Origin of the sequence: Litoribaculum gwangyangense, assembly GCF_039543505.1 — a bacterium.
Classification (GTDB): domain Bacteria; phylum Bacteroidota; class Bacteroidia; order Flavobacteriales; family Flavobacteriaceae; genus Litoribaculum; species Litoribaculum gwangyangense.
Genome location: NZ_BAABJW010000005.1, coordinates 153,556 through 173,352 on the forward strand (window position 1 = coordinate 153,556; position 19,797 = coordinate 173,352).

The 19,797-nt window shown below is 33.6% G+C and carries 11 protein-coding genes; 10 read left to right on the plus strand and 1 reads right to left on the minus strand.

The genetic code is table 11. The features are described 5' to 3' along the window. Nucleotides 1-4 precede the first annotated feature (4 nt). From ABD963_RS14390 to ABD963_RS14400, 3 genes are all read left to right on the plus strand, one after another. On the plus strand, nt 5-1,462 hold the full coding sequence (locus tag ABD963_RS14390; protein WP_345278002.1) for a sulfatase: 1,458 nt from the start codon (nt 5-7) through the stop codon (nt 1,460-1,462). 43 nt (nt 1,463-1,505) lie between these two features. Beyond that, entirely contained in the window at nt 1,506-3,413 is a 1,908-nt protein-coding gene (locus tag ABD963_RS14395; protein ID WP_345278004.1) for a glycoside hydrolase family 88 protein, read from the plus strand. A 128-nt stretch (nt 3,414-3,541) separates the two neighbouring features. Then, entirely contained in the window at nt 3,542-4,558 is a 1,017-nt protein-coding gene (locus ABD963_RS14400) for a peptidyl-alpha-hydroxyglycine alpha-amidating lyase family protein (RefSeq protein WP_345278006.1), read from the plus strand. 176 nt (nt 4,559-4,734) lie between these two features. On the opposite strand, the gene ABD963_RS14405 is transcribed toward ABD963_RS14400, so the two are convergent. Then, entirely contained in the window at nt 4,735-6,297 is a 1,563-nt protein-coding gene (locus ABD963_RS14405) for a sulfatase family protein (protein ID WP_345278008.1), read from the minus strand. Between the two features lie 294 nt (nt 6,298-6,591). Between ABD963_RS14405 and ABD963_RS14410 the strand changes: the two genes are divergently transcribed. From ABD963_RS14410 to ABD963_RS14440, 7 genes are all read left to right on the plus strand, one after another. Continuing rightward, complete coding sequence (locus ABD963_RS14410; protein WP_345278010.1) at nt 6,592-7,617, plus strand: glycoside hydrolase family 130 protein; 1,026 nt, start codon at nt 6,592-6,594, stop codon at nt 7,615-7,617. A gap of 11 nt (nt 7,618-7,628) precedes the next feature. Then, a complete protein-coding gene (locus ABD963_RS14415; protein ID WP_345278012.1) occupies nt 7,629-9,257 on the plus strand; it encodes a sodium:solute symporter in 1,629 nt (542 codons plus the stop codon). Nucleotides 9,258-9,267: 10 nt separating this feature from the next. Next, nucleotides 9,268-10,752: a sulfatase family protein gene (locus tag ABD963_RS14420; RefSeq protein WP_345278014.1), complete on the plus strand. Its 1,485-nt coding sequence runs from the start codon at nt 9,268-9,270 to the stop codon at nt 10,750-10,752. 70 nt (nt 10,753-10,822) lie between these two features. After that, nucleotides 10,823-14,641, plus strand: coding sequence for a hybrid sensor histidine kinase/response regulator transcription factor (locus ABD963_RS14425; RefSeq protein ID WP_345278016.1), 3,819 nt, complete (start codon nt 10,823-10,825; stop codon nt 14,639-14,641). 146 nt (nt 14,642-14,787) lie between these two features. After that, nucleotides 14,788-16,077 (plus strand): hypothetical protein, encoded by a 1,290-nt coding sequence (locus ABD963_RS14430; RefSeq protein ID WP_345278018.1) that lies wholly within the window; start codon nt 14,788-14,790, stop codon nt 16,075-16,077. Nucleotides 16,078-16,083: 6 nt separating this feature from the next. After that, complete coding sequence (locus tag ABD963_RS14435) at nt 16,084-17,322, plus strand: hypothetical protein (RefSeq protein WP_345278020.1); 1,239 nt, start codon at nt 16,084-16,086, stop codon at nt 17,320-17,322. 3 nt (nt 17,323-17,325) lie between these two features. Beyond that, nucleotides 17,326-19,791: a T9SS type A sorting domain-containing protein gene (locus tag ABD963_RS14440; RefSeq protein WP_345278022.1), complete on the plus strand. Its 2,466-nt coding sequence runs from the start codon at nt 17,326-17,328 to the stop codon at nt 19,789-19,791. The last annotated feature ends 6 nt before the right edge of the window (nt 19,792-19,797 follow it).

Consider the following 19,797-nt stretch of genomic DNA (forward strand, 5'->3'; position numbering starts at 1 on the left):
TTCTATGAATATTAAAATTTCCATTATCCATATTAAATTAGCTTTATTCATTTTTTCTATCTGTTCATTTAGTTGTAAACAAGTTAAAGACTTCGAAAAACAGGAAGATTTCAATCAAAAACCTAATGTTTTACTCATTTGTATTGACGATTTGCGTCCAGAATTAAAGTCTTTTGGTGCAGATTATATCATATCACCCAACATGGATGATCTGGCTCAAAAAGGTATTTCCTTCAAAAAGCATTTTGTTAATGCCCCAAGCTGCGGGCCTTCCAGATATACATTGTTAGCCGGTAAATATGGACTTGCTAATAATGATGCTTTGTTCCTAAGAGCTCAAAAAATAGCGGATTCAAGCACCCATGTAGACCCTACTATGCCCGAATGGTTTAAATCTCATGGCTATAAAACAGTATCCGTAGGTAAAGTATCCCATCACCCAGGAGGCCGAGGCGGAAAAGATTGGAATGATAGCACAGTTATTGAAATTCCTAATGCTTGGGATAGGCACCTTATGCCAGTAGGTCCGTGGAAGCATCCACGCGGTACTATGCATGGACTCGCAAATGGAGAAATAAGAAAGATAACCAATGAAATGGATGTTTTTCAATCCGCAGTAGGAAACAATGTTAAATATCCAGATGACCTTATAACTGATGAAGCAATCAATCAATTAAAGGAATTAACAACTAATAAAAACCAACCCTTTTTTCTAGCCGTTGGTATCATTAAACCTCATTTACCTTTTGGAGCCCCAAAGTCTTATTATGATTTGTATCATAATGTAACCTTACCTCCTGTTGCACATCCAGAAAAACCAAAGGAAAAAACAACTTGGCATAACTCGTTTGAATTTATGAAATACAATCGTTGGGGAAAAGACCCAAATACAGATCCAGAATTCGCGGAAGACGTGCGTCGCCATTATGCGGCCTGTGTAACTTATGCCGATGCACAAGTAGGTAAAATAATGAATGAACTAAAACAAAGCGGCGCTGATAAAAATACTATTGTTGTGCTCTGGGGGGACCATGGCTGGCATTTGGGGGAACATGCTATTTGGGGTAAGCATAGCTTGTTTGAGGAATCTTTGCATTCACCACTCATTATTTACGATCCAATAAGCAAACACGGTAAGCAGGAGGTAAAACAGGTTGTTGAAACTTTAGATATTTTTCCTACTTTATGTGAATTAACAGGAGTGGATATTCCAGAATTTGCGGAAGGCATATCCTTAATGGCAACATTAAAAGCTAACAATACTTTTTCAAAAGGTGCCATAGCCTACACGCCAAAAGCGCGAACTATTAGAAACAAAACCCATAGATTAATTCTTCATAACGATGGGTTTGTAGAATTGTACGACCATTCTAAAGATGATAATGAGATTTTAAATGTTGCGAACCTGCATCCAGATATTGTTAATGAGATGACAAAACTCTTGATACGGAAAAGACCTTAATTATACAATTATGTTTTTATGAACTAACTCATTATAGTTAATTATGAATCAAGATTTAAGAAATACCTTCTACACTAATAAAAACAATAAACTTTATGTGTTTTTTTTATCTATTTTCTTTTTAAGTTATTTCTCCTACTCGCAAAATATTGAAACCTATATTTCAGACAATAAAGCTAGTATCTCACTAATAAAAAAAGGAAAGGAAATTAGGGTTGAAGCCTATATTCCTCAAGGTATTACTGAATTTGAGCTCCGCATTGATTCCGATAGAAATTATCCAGTTTCAAGCGCGCGAGATATCGCCTCCTCTGACCCAGATCCCATATTTAGGGATTCAATGTATCAAAGTTCTCCTTTAGATGTTAGATACCCAATAGTTGATATAGAATTGGAGACAGGGATGGACGGAATTTGTATTTTTGAGAATGAACCTAAAGGCGAATACATTTTTGGAGGTCCTTTTTTTAGAGAAAGTCTGCCTTTGTCAAAAGTAATTTGCTTGCCTTCCCATAAACTTGAGTATTGGGAAAATTCACTGATGCTAGACCATGAGACGCCTAATATTGAAAGGATTTACCTTCGAAAGGTGTTTCCAGTCATATTAAGAAATTTTAGACATACTATTAACCTGCTTTCTGAAGAGTGGTCTGGAAAAGTAAGCATTGCCGTTAATAAAAATGAGAAGTCTATAGAAATTGCTTCAGCTTACATTGATAAGCAACAAGGTTTATTAGAGAAGGCAAAAGTTCTTGAAGACATGAAAGGCAGTGAACTATCCAGAAAGCGTTTAATAAATGCACTAGATTTATTAATACAAGATGGACTACGACGACAAAACAACAACCCACACAGCCCAACCTATGGAAACCTCTATGCTTTTTATGATTTGGAAGCAAAAACACACCGTACCAATTACTGGAACTGGGCGGGTACTCAATATGTAAAGATGGTTGTTGACGCCATTAAAATACCTGAAATACAAAAAGTATATGATACCAAAGAATTACTACACGCCGTTGACAAGATAGGCCGCAATGCACTCAGATATCAGTTGAAGGAAGAAAACCACCCAGCCGATGGTTCTTTTATGGTGATATGGTCACGTAGGTTTAATAGATATACCAAATGGATAGGCACTTCCGATTCTGGGGTAATAGTGCGTTGGGCTTTGATTCCTCTTTTTGAGGCTACTGGCGATAGTACCTATTTAGAAGCTTCAAAATATTGGTGTCTTAAAAAAGGTGAAATGTTAAAGGAATTTGAAGTACTTCCACATTATTATAGATATGACGAAAATCGATTTAATGACCGTATTCTAGATGAAACAGGATGGGATCCTGAAGGACATGCCGCTTTATATGAATTAACAGGGGACAATCGCTTTAGAGAAATAGGCAAGGAATTTATGGATAAGCATATGAAAGTGTTTCAAAGAGAAGATGGCCTTTGGCACAGAGCTTATGATTGGACAAAACAAGAACATATTGAAACCATTAAAATGACACGTGGTTTAGGTTGGGCCATGGAAGGTTTACTAGCAATGAACCGTATGTATCCAGATACTATCTACCTTGATTATGCGAAAAAACTTGCCGAAAATTTGAAAAATGCTCAAAATCAAGATGGTTCTTGGTCTTTTATATTTGATGAAAATCCGAAAGAGGTTGGTGTTTCCGAAAAAGGCACAGCACTTTGGAGTTTGCTATTTTATCAGTTATATGAAGCTACTGGGAAATCAGAATATTTAAACACAGCAAGAGGTGCATTGAAATGGTGCTTGGAAAACCAATATACAGGACCAGATGTTGAGGCCGTGGGAGGCTTAGTTGGCAGTACACCCGCATCAATGGTTGGAATTAGACAGTATTTTCCAGCCAGTTGCGCTTATACAACTGGATTTTTTGGAATGGCAATTTTGGAAGAACTTAAGTATTTGGGTGTAAAATAATCGCATAAGCCCAATACATCAAATATTATAAAAAACGCCTTTAAATAGGATAATTTCAGTATTAATTACTAAAAATAAATAAAATGAATGTTAATTTTAAAACAATTGAAAAAAATGCGACACACGTGATGTTGTGTTTTATTTTATTATTTTCTGGTTTAGTAGGTTTTTGCCAAAGCTACCCTAATCCATATCAACTAGTTGAGAACTGGGCTAAATTACCAGAAGGTAGAACTATGGGGGCTGTTGGTAAGGTAACTATTGATCCTGATGGTGAACATATTTGGGCAGTTATTAGATGTGATGCAATAGAACCTGATCGGTTTGGTGATGAGTGCCTTGATTCAGATTTGGATCCAATACTCAAATTTGACCAAAATGGAAATGTGGTCCAAAGCTTTGGTGCTGGAATGTTTATTTGGCCCCATGGTATTGATGTTGATAAAGAAGGTAATGTTTGGGTTACAGAAGCCGTTTCAGATAAGCGAAGACCTGAAGGGGATAAAAGAGGTCATCAGGTCATAAAATTTAGTCCTGATGGAAAAGTATTAATGGTATTAGGAAAACCTGGAATAGCAGGAAATGGAGAATATGAATTCAATTCTCCGGCAGATATTATTGTTGCCGACAATGGTAATATTTTTGTTGCTGATGGACATAGTCAAGAGGGCAATAATCGGGTCATGAAGTTTTCACCTGACGGAACTTTTATTAAGTCTTGGGGAAAGACTGGATATGGACCAGGCGAATTTAAAAGTCTTCACGCACTTGATATAGATTCTCGCGGCAGGATTTTTGTCGCCGACAGAGGAAACAACAGGTTACAGATTTTTGACCAAGAAGGAAATTTTATTTCTCAGTGGACTCAATTTGGAAAACCTAGTGGTCTGGCTTTCGATGAACATGATAAAATTTATGTAGCTGATTCTGAATCAGACAATTTACAAAATCCTGGCTGGGAAATGGGAATCCGTATCGGTGATGCAAATTTAGGTTGGGTAGATTACTTCATACGTTTGCCAACATTCGATCCACAAAACACAAAAACAAACGGTGCAGAATTTATTGCAGTTGATAAATATGGAAACATTTTTGGAGGAGAACCAGGGCCTCGGAAATTGCAAAAGTATGTGAGAGTCCGTTGATAAATCTTTTAATCATTCCCTATTTTCCAATTTTATTAAATTTAAAAACCTTAGATTTTCGAAAGATCTAAGGTTTTGTGTTTCTTTTATGTACTCTTTTTAGCACTTCAGTTTTATTCTACAAAAACTTCTGTATCTCTATTAAGTTTAAATTTCAAAGGCTATCTATGATTATTTTATTTATCAGATTCAAGACCTCCAAAATTAGTATCCGAAATGGCTCTTAACTCTTCGATGGTAAGTGTATTACCATAATTACTTTTTAATGCATACAATTCTTCTTTTAATTTTTTTATTAAATTGGTATGTTTTTTTGAATTTATTAAGTTGTTCAATTCTGAAGGGTCCTTTTTTAAATCATACAATTCCCAAAGATCCACATCATAATAAAAATGAATGAGTTTATATCTTTCCGTTCTTATACCGTAGTGCGGCTGTACATGATGCCAAAAGGGATATTCGTAATAATGATAATACATAGATTGGCGCCAGTTTTTTGGAGTTTTGCCTTTTAGGTTTTGATAAAAACTTTTACCTTGTATCTCATTGGGAACAGGAATTCCCGCCATATCTAATAAAGTTGGTGCCATATCAATATTAGAAACGATATCTTTAACAACTGTTTTAGGTTTAATCAGTTTAGGATAACGAATTAAAAATGGCATTCTCAAAGATTCCTCGTACATAAAGCGTTTATCAAACCAACCGTGTTCTCCCAGAAAAAAACCTTGGTCTGATGCATAAATAACAATCGTATTTTCCTCTAGTCCGTTTTCTTTTAAATAGTTTAATACACGACCTATATTTTCATCTACAGATTTAATGGTGGCTAAGTAGTCTTTAATATAAGTTTGATATTTCCATCTTTTAAGAGCTTCTCCAGAAAGTGAATCGTTGGGAGTTACAATTTCTCCGGGATTATTACCATAATCAAGCCATTTTCTAACCTCTTTTGGGGTTAATGTATCTGGTGGATTCATTTTCATATCTCTTCTGTTAAAGAAATCCATGGTCATATGGGTGTCTCCGGCAGTTTGTTCTCTACCAATATAATTGTCATTAAATGTGTCAGGATATGGTAAATCCTGATTTTCCCATAAATCTTCATATTTTTTATCTGGAGCCCATTCTCTGTGGGGTGCTTTGTATTGAAGAAGTAAACAAAAAGGGGTTTCTTTGTTTGTTTGCTCCAACCAGTTTAAAGCAAAATCGGTTGTTAAGTTAGTAGCATAGCCCTCTTCTTTAACAGCTATACCGTTTTCGCTATAAGTTGGATTCCAATAAACACCTTGTTCACCATGGTCAATATGATATTTGTAATAATCAAAACCTTGAGGTTCGGAAGCGAGATGCCATTTTCCGACCAACGCTGTTTGATAGCCCCTTTTTTGTAATGCCTTTGGGTAAGTCCACTGAGAACCATTAAAGTTTCCACCCTGGAAGTTTTTGTAATATTTATTGATATGGCTGTATTTTCCTGTTAAAATGGACGCTCTACTTGGTCCACATATGGCGTTCGTGCAAAGCGCATTGGTGAGTATGGCACCTTCATTAGCAATTCTATCAATATTAGGAGTTGGTGCTATATCCTTAAAAAAATCATTATACGCTGAAATAGCATTAGTAGCATGATCGTCAGAAAGTATAAAAACTATATTTGGTCGTTTAGAGTCAAAACTTTTGCTTTGCGAGAATACAGAACAAGAAAAAACAAACAATAGAACAAAAACATTTTTCATAAAACTTTTTAAATAAATAAAGATTATAAACAAATTTAAGGCACCAAACTTTTAATGCAGTTTGTTTTTCAAGCAAAGTACTCTTTTTATTGACCATTATGTAGTGAAGTTAAGATATTAAACTTTTTAAAATACTTATTAAATCAATATAAGATCTAATGATTCCTCAGTAAATTTTCCCTTCATTTTACATGTTCTGAACATATTTTCTAACACATTGAACTATTTTAAAACCTTTAATTACATTCATAAAAGTATTATTGTACTTATATAATAACTAACTTTTTTAATAAAATGAAACTTAAAAAATTTGAAGGTAACCCTATATTATCTCCTAATCCTGAAAACGATTGGGAAAACCTGGTTGTTTGTAATCCAGGAGTTTATTATGATAACGGAAAATTCTACATGCTCTATAGAGCAGCAGGTGATGATGAAGAGCATGTGATCCGCTTTGGTTTAGCAATAAGTGATGATGGGTACCATTTCGAGCGTGTTTCAGATGAGCCAGTACTGGGGCCAAGCGATGAAGGCCCAGACATGGGTTGTATAGAAGACGCTCGTATCATTAAATTGGACGATTATTATTATGTAACATATGCTTTTAGACCATTTCCCCCTGGTCAATACTGGAAATTCAGACATGATGAAGTATTAACATCAGATCATGGCCCTCATGCACCTCATTTTATTAAGAAGAATATGGCAAATTCTGCTTTGGCTATGACCAAAGATTTTAAAAACTGGATTAAACTGGGAAGAATTACCGATTCTAATTTAGATGACAGAGATGTTATTTTATTTCCAGAAAAAATAAACGGAAAATATGCCATGTTGCATCGTCCAAAAGAATGGGTTGGTGAATCATATAGTCTTGATAAACCTGCCGTTTGGATAAGGTTTAGTGACGATATGTTATTATGGAAAGAACCAAGTACCATGCTAATTGCTGGTATTAATGGTGGATGGGAAGAAAAAGTGGGGGGCAGCACGCCACCTTTAAAAACAGACAGGGGCTGGTTAGTTTTATATCATGGCGTGGAAAATGGAGGCTTAGGTTATTATAGAGTAGGAGCTGTCATGTTAGATTTAGAAGATCCCACAAAAATTATAGGCAGAACTAAAGATTATATCATGGAGCCTGAATTTGATTACGAGATTGAAGGTTATTATAAGGGGTGTGTTTTTCCTACAGGAAATATGATTATAGATGATACACTTTACGTTTATTATGGAGGTGCAGATAAATATATTGGTTTGGCGACCTGCAATGTAAACGAATTAATAGAATTCACATTAAGCAAAGAACAGAATTCATAAATACCAACCAAATGGAATCAACTAACTTCATTACAGATGGCCCTTCTTGGGTAAACGGGCTTTCTTGGGCAGATATTATAATAATTATATTTTATTTTTTGTTCATAGTCTACCTTGGTGTTAAGTACAGCAAAAGCAAAGACGAAAACTCTTATTTTTTAGCAGGAAGAGGTATGGGTTGGGGCGTTATTGGGTTTTCTCTATTCGCAGCAAGTATTTCCAGCTCCACCCTAATTGGGCAAGCTGGTGATGCTTACAGCACGGGTATTGCGGTTTTTAATTACAATTTGATTTCGGTTATAGTCATGATATTTTTTGCATGGTTTATTTTACCATTCTATATCAAATCGAAAATATTTACAATACCTGAGTTTCTCGAAAAAAGATTTAATGTAGCATCTCGGTATTATTTTTCAGCAATAACAATTGTTGTTAATATATTTTTAGATGCCGCTGGGTCTTTGTATGCAGCAGCCATGGTCATGAAGTTAGTATTTCCAGAAGCTTCCATATTAACCTTGTCGATTGTATTTGCTATTGTCGTAGCAGCTTATACCATTCCTGGTGGACTTTCAGCAGCTATTAGAGTAGATTTAATGCAAGGAATTTTTCTTTTAGTTGGTTCTATGGTTTTAACGGTTTACGCTACCTACAATGGAGGCGCCGAATATGTTAGGGAATTACTTGCCGATGGTGATGTTTTAATGAAATTAGTGAGACCAAATGATGATACCTCGGTGCCTTGGTTAGGAATGATTGTTGGCATACCTATTATTGGACTGTTTTTTTGGGGAAATAATCAGCAATTGGTGCAACGTGTTCTGACTGCGAAATCTATTGATGAAGGAAGGAAAGGGGTTTTGCTTGTTGGATTCCTAACCATGTTAACATTGTTTTTAATAATAATTCCTGGGGTTATGGCTATCAAGTTATTTCCAGGGTTGCCCAAACCAGACATGGTTTACCCTAATTTAATCATGGAACTTCTTCCCAATGTCTTAATAGGCTTTATGATAGCGGCTATGGTAGCTGCTCTAACATCTTCTTTAAGTGGATTGTTAAATTCCGTTGCGACACTCTTTACCATGGATTTCTATGACAAGATAGCTCCTAACAGTACTTCCAAGAAGAAAGTAAGAGTTGGTAAAATGGCTTCCTTAACGGTGTTAATAATAGCCGTTATGTGGGCTCCACAAATTGGTAAACAATTTGGTACGCTATTAAAATATTATCAGGAAATGCTGTCTATGATGGCACCTCCCATTGTTGCTGCATTTATTTTAGGTATATTTTGGAAAAGAACCAACGCAACGGGCGCTTTTACTGGACTGATAGCTGGAATATTGTTAGGGATAGCTAATATTTTTTCTACAATAAACTATGGGCATTCCATTTTTGGAGATATGCACTTTCTCCTAACCATTCCATTCTATTTTGTTTGGAGTATGTTAGTAATGATTATTGTAAGTTTATTAACAGCAAAACCGCCTCTTGAAAAAACTGAAAACTTAACGTTTTCAATGGCAGAATTTAAGTCGGAAACACTTAGTCTGAAAGGTCAACCTTATTATAAGAGCTATCGATTTTGGTCATATTTGCTATTGGCCTTTTCAGTATTGATTTTAATTTTATTTTGGTAAAAAACACATAATGAAAAGAAATAATTTTTATAAAATATTATTAACAACCTTAACACTTACATTTGTTATTTCATCTTGTAAAAAAGAATATCCAGAAAAAAGACCAAATTTTTTGTTCATTCTTGTAGATGACCAACCTTATGATGCTTTGGAATCCAGTGGGAGGTATCCTTTTTTGAAAACCCCTAATATGGAACGGTTGGAAAATGAAGGAGCAAAATTTAATAACTTCTTTGTAACCCAATCCATTTGTTCGCCTTCTAGAGCAAGTTTTTTAACGGGAACATATCCTCATATTCACGGGGTTAATCAAAATAATCCTCATGTAGATCCTGATTGGAAGAACTACCAACCCTATAATCAGTTGTTACAACAAGAAGGTTACCAAACGGCTCATATAGGAAAAATTCATATGGCTCATTATGAAGGAAAAAAGCATATTAGGCCGGGCTTTGATTATTGGTATAGTTTTATAGGACAAGGGGAATATTTTGATCCAATGGTTAATAATAATGGAAAAGAATATCAGGAAAAGGGCTATATGACCGATATTTTAACCGAGAAAGCACTGGCTTGGTTGAAAGAAAAGAGAGATCCTGATAAACCTTTTAGTCTAAATTTATGGCACAAAGCAGTGCATGAAAATCATTCTCCTGCTCCAAGACACGAAAATATGTATGCAGAGGATTCTCTACCTGTTCCACCTTTCAATACGCATCTTGAGAACTTTAAGGGCAAACCTGAATGGCAAAGGATTAAAGCTTGGGACTCCAAATGGAAAGAATATGTTCAAAGCGATACATTAGCACCAAAACCATGGCCCATTAAAGGCGATAAATTTAAAAAACTTTTGGAATGCTTAGGTGCTGTTGATGAATCATTGGGTCAGGTTTTAAAAACATTGGAAGAGATGGGGGAGCTTGATAATACCGTTATTATTTATAGTAGCGACAATGGTTATTTTATGGGTGAGCACGGTTATTGGGATAAACGAATTGCTTATGACAATTCGATGCGAATCCCAATGCTAATAAGATATCCTAAAAAGATAAGGACAGGAATTGAGATAAATAAATTAGGCTTAAACATCGATTTAGCGCCCACCATACTTGAATTAGCAGGTATTGAAACACCAAATTATATGCAGGGAACATCAATGGTAAATCTATTTGACGATAATTCAGAAAATAGTAATTGGAGAACATCATTTATGTTTGAATATTATGTTGATGATGCTTATCCCTATGCGGGTCCAAATATGTTAGCGATTCGAACTGATAAATTCAAACTGGTGGACGCCTTTTTACCTAATGATATTGATGAATTGTATGATTTGGAAAAAGATCCCGGGGAAATGATTAACCTAATTAATGATCCCGAATATGACCTTGTGGAGCAAGAACTTCGAGCAGAACTTGAAAATCAGAAAATTAAATATAAATATAATCCTGATCGCGATTGGTGGTTAAGAACTCAAGTCACTCAAAGCAAATAATGCAAATACCCAATAAGTTCATATTGGGTATTTATTTTTTTACTATGTTTAATAAAACATTTTCACATTTATGAACTGCCTTAAAAACTACTTTTTATTATTTATCGTTTTTGTAGTCTTTCATTTTTCTGCCTATTCTCAACTAGTTAAAAGGTTGGACACTAAAGAGGGTCTAATTAACGGCACAATAAATATTTTTGAAAAAGATAGCCTAGGATATTTCTGGATTGGTTCAGATAAAGGTCTTAATAGATACTCTGGTGTAGAGTTCAAGAATTACGATCTAAATGAAATTACAAATGTTGAGGGTAGCGGTATCATAGATATATTAAATAGTAATGGGGTTTTATACATGATAAGTCTTAATGGCTATCTAATTAAATATGATTATGAGTACGATCGTTTTGACGAGATTTTGCATATAGAAAAAAAGAGATTTTTATCACTTGCAAAATTAGATGATGATAGAATTTTAATTGGTTTGGATTATGGGTTTATTATTTTCAATCTAAAATTGCATCAAGCTTCAGATATTTTACATCCAGAAACCTTTATTAATAGAAAAATTTTAGTCGTTGATAATATAGTGTATTCAGCCACTGGTAAAGGCTGCTATGTATATGAGTTTAAAAAGGAGTCTAGTACATTATTGCTTAAAGAAATAATATTAGAGAATAAAGACATTATTCACGTTGCATTAGATTTTAGAAATAGGCTTTGGATAGGTACTGAAGTTGAAGGATTATTTATAAAAGATGACAAGGAAATTACACAAGTTTACATTAATGAATTACAGAAAAAAACTTACGCGATTCGGAAAATAAAATTCGACAATCAGCAAAATGCTCTTGTTGCTATAGACCGATTAGGACTTTTTGTGATAGATGAAAACCTTAAAATAACCAAAACATTTAGCCATAATTTAAATAATTTTAACAGCATAAGTCAAAATAGTATATACGAGATTTATGTTGATAATTTAAATGCCTACTGGCTGGGATTAAGAGAGGGGGGAATTAACATTATTTATGAAAATGACAATATTTTCAAAGAAATAAGCCATATACTTAATGATGATAATAGTATAAATAACAATACCATAAGATCTATTTTTGAAACTAGTAATGGAGATTTATGGTTTGGTACTGAAAATGGTTTAAGCAAATTTGCAGACCAAGAGTTTATTAATTTTACTAATAATCCAAAACTTTTCAATACTGCAGTACTGGCTATTGCCCAATACAAAGAGCATCTTTTACTAGGTACATATGGTGAAGGCCTATTAACCTTCGATAAAGATAAAAACTTAATGATTAGTTCAGAGTTGGAACCAACGGTGCCTTCAAAATTAATTTTTCATATTTCTGTTTTTGATGACGATTTATGGATTGCGATTGGAAATGATGGACCTTTAATGCATTATTATCAAGGTAGACATGTCAATAATTATGATGTTGGTTTGGTAAGGTATATGGTGAAAGGTTATGACGATATAAATTACGCAGGTTCAAGCAATGGGTTTTATGAGATAAATAAAAGAAATAGAAGCGTTCGTAGGTTAAAAGAAGACATTTTTAGCAACTTAAACGAAATACACAATTTAAATTTTGATCCTTTAAACAACGCCATTTGGATTGGCTCCACAAATGGATTATACAAATTTGACCTAAGCGATGAATCATTAGAAAATATTAGTTTAAACACCAACAAAGAAATAGGCACTGTTTTTTCTGTTAAAAAAGATAATTTACAAAATTTGTATTTAGCATGTATATCGGGATTGTGGAGGTATGACATTAAAAATAAACTATTCAGAAAATATAGCGATCAAGATGGACTATACATAGAAGAATTTGGAACTGGAGCCTCTGCTAAACTTAAGGATGGTCGTTTGGCTTTTGGTGGACCCGATGGAGCAGTTATTTTTCAGCCAATAGATTTTGAAAAAGACCGTACCATAAAAAATATTTATGTATCAAATTTTCAAATAAATGGAAAAAAACCAGATAGTTTAACACTTAGTAAAAACATCAATTTTGTAAAAGATGTTGTCTTAAACTTCGATCAGAATACGATAGCGTTCAATTTTGAAACTATAAAATTTCATGGGTCTAAAAGAAATCATTTTGAGTGGAAATTAAGTGGATATGATGAGAATTTAAGGAACTCATATGGGAACGAAAAAATTACCTACTCAAATTTAAAACCAGGTAATTATAGACTTCTGGCAACAGGTTTTAATGCCGATGGGGAAAAGGCACAGAATGATTTTGTTTTGAACATTAAAATAAAAAAACCTTTTTGGAAAACTACAGTAGCGTTCATTTCCTATTTTTTAATTTCCTGCTTTTTTGTTTTCCTAATATACAAAGTAACCAAAGCTAATATTCGTAAAAGATTTGATGAAAATAGAATTAAATTTTTTGTTGAAGTAGCACATGATATTAGAACACCAGTATCTTTAATTCAACTCCTTGTTAAGCAGCTTTCCAATCAAGAGAATGTAGAAAAATCGATAGAACTTATTCAAAGGAACACTGAAAACCTTAATGAGTATGTGACTCAACTTTTGGATTTCCAAAAAATTGATAAAAAGCAACTTAAACTTTCAGTTAGTAAAGTAGACTTAAAGGACTGCCTTGCTTCAATAATAAATGACTTTACCCCCATTCTGCAGGAGAAATCGATAGATATTAATATGGATGTGAAGCATCTTCCCGTTTGGTTTGATAAACCAAAAATGAGCAGGATATTTTATAATTTAATATCAAATGCCATTAAATATAGTAATGAAGGTGGTGAAATTAATATTAAGGTCAACTTATGCAATGATAATACGATTAAAATTGATTTTGAGGATAATGGTATTGGCATACCTGAAAATCAACAAGAACTTATTTTTAAGAGATTTACAAGAGGCACAAATGTTTCAAACAAGGGAATTCCTGGAACTGGTATAGGATTGATGCTTTCAAAAAAGATTGTAGAGCTACATGGAGGAAAAATACTTTTGGAAAGTAAAGAAAATATAGGATCTAAATTCACTGTTGTTTTACCCAATGGAACGGAACATTACCATAATGACGAACTTATGGATGAAATTCAAATTCCTCAAAAGGAATATAAAGTGAATGATTTAATCAATAAGAGCAAACTAATACTTTTGGTTGAAGATAATGAGGAGCTAAGAAAGGCCATTAAAAATGAACTTACCAAGGATTATATAGTAATTGATGCTAATAATGGAAAAGAAGGATTGCTCATTGCACTTTCCAAAAGCCCTGATATAATCATAACAGACGTAATGATGCCAGAAATGGACGGTAAAGAATTATGTAATTTGCTAAAAACAAATTTTAAAACCAGTCATATTCCTGTTATTATGCTAACTGCTTTGTCGGAGATAGATGATAAAATCCAAGGATTAGAAACAGGAGCAGATGCCTATGTTGAAAAACCTTTTAATGTAGAAGTCTTAAAAGCTACAATCAACAACCTCATAAAATCAAGGAATAATGTTACAAATATTTTAGAGGATAAAGAGGTTAAAAAACAGCTGAGCCCAGATGAATTTTTTCTATCGGATGTTATTGAAATCATTAAGCAAAATATCAAGGAGAAAGATTTTTCTATAGACAATTTATGTGATGTTATGGGATTAAGTAGATCAAATCTATACAGGAAACTAACAGGTTTAATCCAAATGTCTCCCTCTGATTTGATAATAAAAATAAAATTATCTCATGCTGAAGAATTGATGAAAAGCAAAACTCACGCTAGGATTTCCGATATAGCCTACGAATCTGGTTTTAATGATCCAAAATATTTTAGTACACTCTTTAAAAAACACTACGGTAAAACACCTAAGGAGTTCATAGATGAAAATTAGTAACTATCATTGCGGCTAGTAGTTATTTTACCATAAGACTGGCGTGTTTTGGTTTTTGACCGAAATTTAAACCTAGTCGAATTGCTCCTAAACCTTTTTTCTGATGGTTTTTTAGAAATTGCATCTATTAAACCTTTTGCCATACAATGAAAAAAGTTAAATCATTATCTGTTCTATTAAAATTGATTTTTGTTTTTGGAATCAGTTATTTTATAGTGAGCATGATTACTCGTAAAGATTTACTAACAAGTGACAAAATTACTTCAGAAATCGAATCTTATAATTATGTTATTGGAACCCAAACCGTCGGTTCAAAATACAAGTTCACGGATGAAACCATGTTGCTGGAAACAGCTTTGGAGATAAAGAAAATGGGATCGAATCTTTTGAAATTTTCCATGAATCCGAGATACTTCTCTGAAAACTATGGCCTTCCAAAAAATGAAAAAATAAACTCTTTAACAAACCTAGCGACGTTAGAACCATCAGTTAAAGAGGTTTTGGATATGGATTTTAAATATTACCATATTTGGTCCTATTGTTTTTCGCAATATACTCCAGAACCCGTTGGAAAAAAAGATGATACTGCTCAAATAAAATTTATCAATGGTTTTCCTAAAAAATATGAAAAGGCACTTTATAAGGAACTTTATGAATTTACTTCCTACCTCTTAAAAACTTACAGTGGTACTGGTAAAGTGTTTTATTTAGGTAATTGGGAGGGGGATTGGCATTTAAGACCGGATTACGATAGAACTAAACCTGTAAACCCAAATACATTAAATGGCATGATTCGATGGGCAAAAACAAGACAAAAGGCTATCGATGATGCTAAACGAGATATACAGCATAAAAATGTTGAAGTATACCATTACATAGAGGTGAATTTGGTTAGAAAAGCCCTTAATGAAGCAAAGACTAAAGTTGTTGCCAATAGTGTAGTAAATGTGGTAAATCCAGATTTTGTATCGTATTCGTCTTACGATTCAACAAATCCATATAAAACAGAAGACTCGCTTAGAATAAATCTAAAAAAGTCTTTAAATTTTTTAGAGTCCCAATTGTCTCCTAAAGAAGGATTACCATCAGGAAAGCGCGTATGGATTGGAGAATATGGTAACCCTAGTTTACATCATAGTGATGAGATGCAAAATAACCGATCCATTTGGACGATTAAAGCGGCATTAGAATGGGGTTCACCTTTTATTCTTTATTGGGAAATGTATAATAATGAAATTAAACCAGACACTGGCGAGCAAGTAGGTTACTGGCTCATTGACGATAAAGGAAAAAAACAACCCATATGGTACACCCATAATTCATTTTATAATGAATCAAAAGAATTTCTAATTAATTACCAAAAAGCAAACGATGAGCTTCCAAGTTTTGATGTTTTCAGAAAAAATGCACTTCAATTTAAAAGCTTAAATCCATAATATAAAATGAATCGATCTATAATATTTTTATTGCTATTCTCTATTTGTACCGCAATATCTGGACAGAATAGTCAGTATGATGCACCATTTCAATTAGAGAATTACAATTTTGTCCTAGGTATAAATAGTTTCCCTACAAAATATCAGTTTACCAAAGACTCAAAATTAATAGAACAAGCCAAACAAACTAGAGCCTTGGGGTCTAATATTTTTAAGACGACTATATCTGAAAAGACTTTAAAAAATTATGGTCTTAAACCATCCGATGCTTATGAAATTATGGATGTTATAGATCTCATACCAGATTATGACAAGGTTTTTGACATGGACTTTAAATACTATTTTTTCTGGGTGCATACTACTACAGGGATTAAATGGAAAAAAGGAATCAGTAAAAAACAAGAAAAGACACTTTACAACGAAATGTTTGATTTTACTTCCTATCTCCTTAAAAAACATAACAATTCCGGTAAAACCTTCTTTATTGGTAATTGGGAAGGCGATTGGTTGCTTCATGGTGAAGGGGGTAGAAACAAAACCCCTTCAAAAGAAGATGTAGAAAATATGACTAAGTGGTTTCAAATAAGACAACGTGCCATCGCCGATGCAAAAGCTAAAACTAAGTCAAAAAATGTGTCTCTGTATTATTATATAGAAGTGAACCTAGCGGTAAAGGGAATGGAAGGAAAAACCTGTATTGCTCAGGATATTCTACCTAATGTGGATGTAGATTTTGTATCCTATTCAAGCTACGAATCTAGTAAGAAAAAGGATTATGAAGCGAATAGGGAATCTATGACCAAAGTGTTGAATTACATTGAAGGCCAATTAAAACCCAAAGAAGGATTGCCTTTTAAGCGCAGGGTTTTTATTGGTGAATACGGAGGTCATGCCTTTGAAGATAGGCCAGAAACAAACCTTAAACAGTTTGACAATGCTAAAGATATTATGCAAATATCTTTAGAAGAGGATTTACCCTTTACCTTGTATTGGCAATTGTACAACAATGAGTACACTGAAGACGGTAAGTCTAAGAACATGTCGTTAATAAACGAAAAAGGAGAGAAAAGACCTATGTACTATTTGCATCAAAATTACTACAAACAAGTTAATGAGTACCTAAAAAATTATAGGGTGGAACATAAAGAATATCCGGGTTACGAAGATTTTAAGAAGGAAGCCTTGAATATTTTGGAAGGTGTTTACAAGGAAATAAGAACAGAGCTTTTAACATCATTAAATTAAAAAATGAAGCTTCCATTTAAAATAAATAGAACGAGAGTTTCATTTGTATTCTTTCTAATTGCACTCAATAACTTTGCTCAATTATCATTGGTAAGCAATCAAAATATTGATTTTTCAACTGCCATTACTACTGTGTCTAGTGGAAATTGGAGCAACCCTGCCATATGGAGTAATGGGCAAATTCCTAGTGCTTCAACAGATGTGATTATAAATGATGGACATACGGTTTATATAGATATTCAGGGAGCAGTATCACAACAAATTGTAGACTTATGTAAGAACCTTCAAGTAAAAAAGACGGCTACTCTTGATATGGGTCATAATACCCCAAATTTTGCAAAAGACTTGAGAATCAATGGGAGTATATTGTGTAATGGTACTTTTTCCTCTGGACGAAACCAACCATCAGGATCTGGTGATGGGTCTATATATCTATATAATAGTCGAATTTACCTAAATCTTACCCAGGATGAAACCTTTGTTTCTGGTTCTGGCTTTTTCAATCCAAAATCTTTAAGTATCTCCAGTAATTTTGAAAATAAAAATCTAACAATTGATTTATATAACATTATTATCAATGAGAATTTCGCCATAAAATCAGATAATCGGGTAAATGTTACAATAAGCCATTATGCATATCTTAGAATTAAAGGAATTTTAGGATTGACAGGAAGTGATTATCAATTCAGTTCGCCAACAGCTAAATCTGACTTAATTATTCATGGTATCGTAGTTACTAACGATGTAAGTTTATTTACAAAGAATACTTCCATAGGGGAATCATCTTCTTTGACTATATCCAGTCAAGGTAGCCTATATACTCAAAAAATCAATAAAGGAATTCTAGACAAGAAAACCGAAGCAGCTGGCTTTTCATTATTTATAAACCCCGGAGGGCTTTTGCGTTTAGGGCAAGGTGTAGATTTCGATAATTTATCAAGTGCCAATCCTAATTTCTTGCTAATTAATAATGGGGAAGTAAGAAAACATTATTCAGAAACCATGTCAACCAAAGCTCAAATTACTGCTACTCTGGACCAGTTTGATCCCAATAAAGGTGCTAATGTTCCTCAAATTAAAGATGTATTCGGGGCAAGTCATATTTCTGGATGGTATAATTTTACGGATAGACCTTATCTTTTAGAAGGTTTAGATGTGTATAAAGAGTTTGGAGCAACCTCCTTAAAAACTACCCTTACCTCCATTAATGGTAACATGGAATCGGCTTATCATTTTAATCATACTTGGCCAAATTTTAATTCCCTAAAAGAAGTTGCACAACATGAATATGTTGACTCCTTGTTTAAGCGTTCACATATTAAAAAACACACTTTTTGGACCACCACTAAAAATCAATCGTTCTATAAAAACGGTCCCGATTTTAATCACGAAAATTATCTTGACCAAGAACAACAATTTTACGAGTTAACAAAACACCTATTAGAAACCTATGGATCTTTGGACAAAACATTTACCTATCAAAATTGGGAAGGTGATTGGATGTTAAGAGGACAAGGAGTTTTATGGGAAGATAATCCATCTCTTATTCCCGACGATATAGAATGGCTCACAGAAGGTATGGCCCGATTATTTAGAGCCAGACAAAGAGGAACAGAGCGTGCTAGAAATGAATTTATTGGTGCTACTGCAAAAGTATTTTATGCTATTGAATTCAATAAACTTTGGATGCTTAAAAATGGCAGCAGGATTACCATGATGGAAAATAATACCCCTAGTGTTTTAGGTAATGTAATTCCTTCTACTAGAATCGATTTATCATCTTGGTCAGCTTATGATGGAGGTTGGTTTGATACCAATAATCCATTGGGACACGCTATGTGGAAGGGATTGGAAATAGCGCGTTATTTTACTAATGAAACAGGTGATTTGGGTGCAGTTTTTCCTGTGCAGATTGGCGAGTTTGGAATTAATGAAAATCCACCATATTACCAAGGGATATCAAATCCAACGGGCATTACTAATAGGTATGCAAGATATATAGGAGTTGCCCTTGGACTTGGAATCCCAAACTTTTATTTATGGAATTTGTATGGAAACGACAAGGCTGGACCTAACGGTTTTACCTGGGAAAAGGACACGCAATATGATACAAATTTCTTATACCAATATTTAGTTGGTAAGTGGATAAAAGAACCAGATGGAACTTGGGGTGTTGCTGCCAGTTTTTTGATGGAACAATGGGCTTCGACGCTTTCTTCTGAAATAAATATAGCATTGAAAAATCAAATTAAATTATTTCCAAATCCAGCTAAAAGTTTTATTCAGTTTAAAGGTCTAAAAGACAATAATAAAATTTCATTTTTTGATATGAATGGAAGAATCTTAAAATCACTACCCTATTCAAACAATGATATAATAAATATTAATGACTTTAAATCAGGGACTTACATTGTAAAAATTCAAGATTCTTATAATGCAATTGTATTTAAAAAACTAATTATAAACTAATTATCT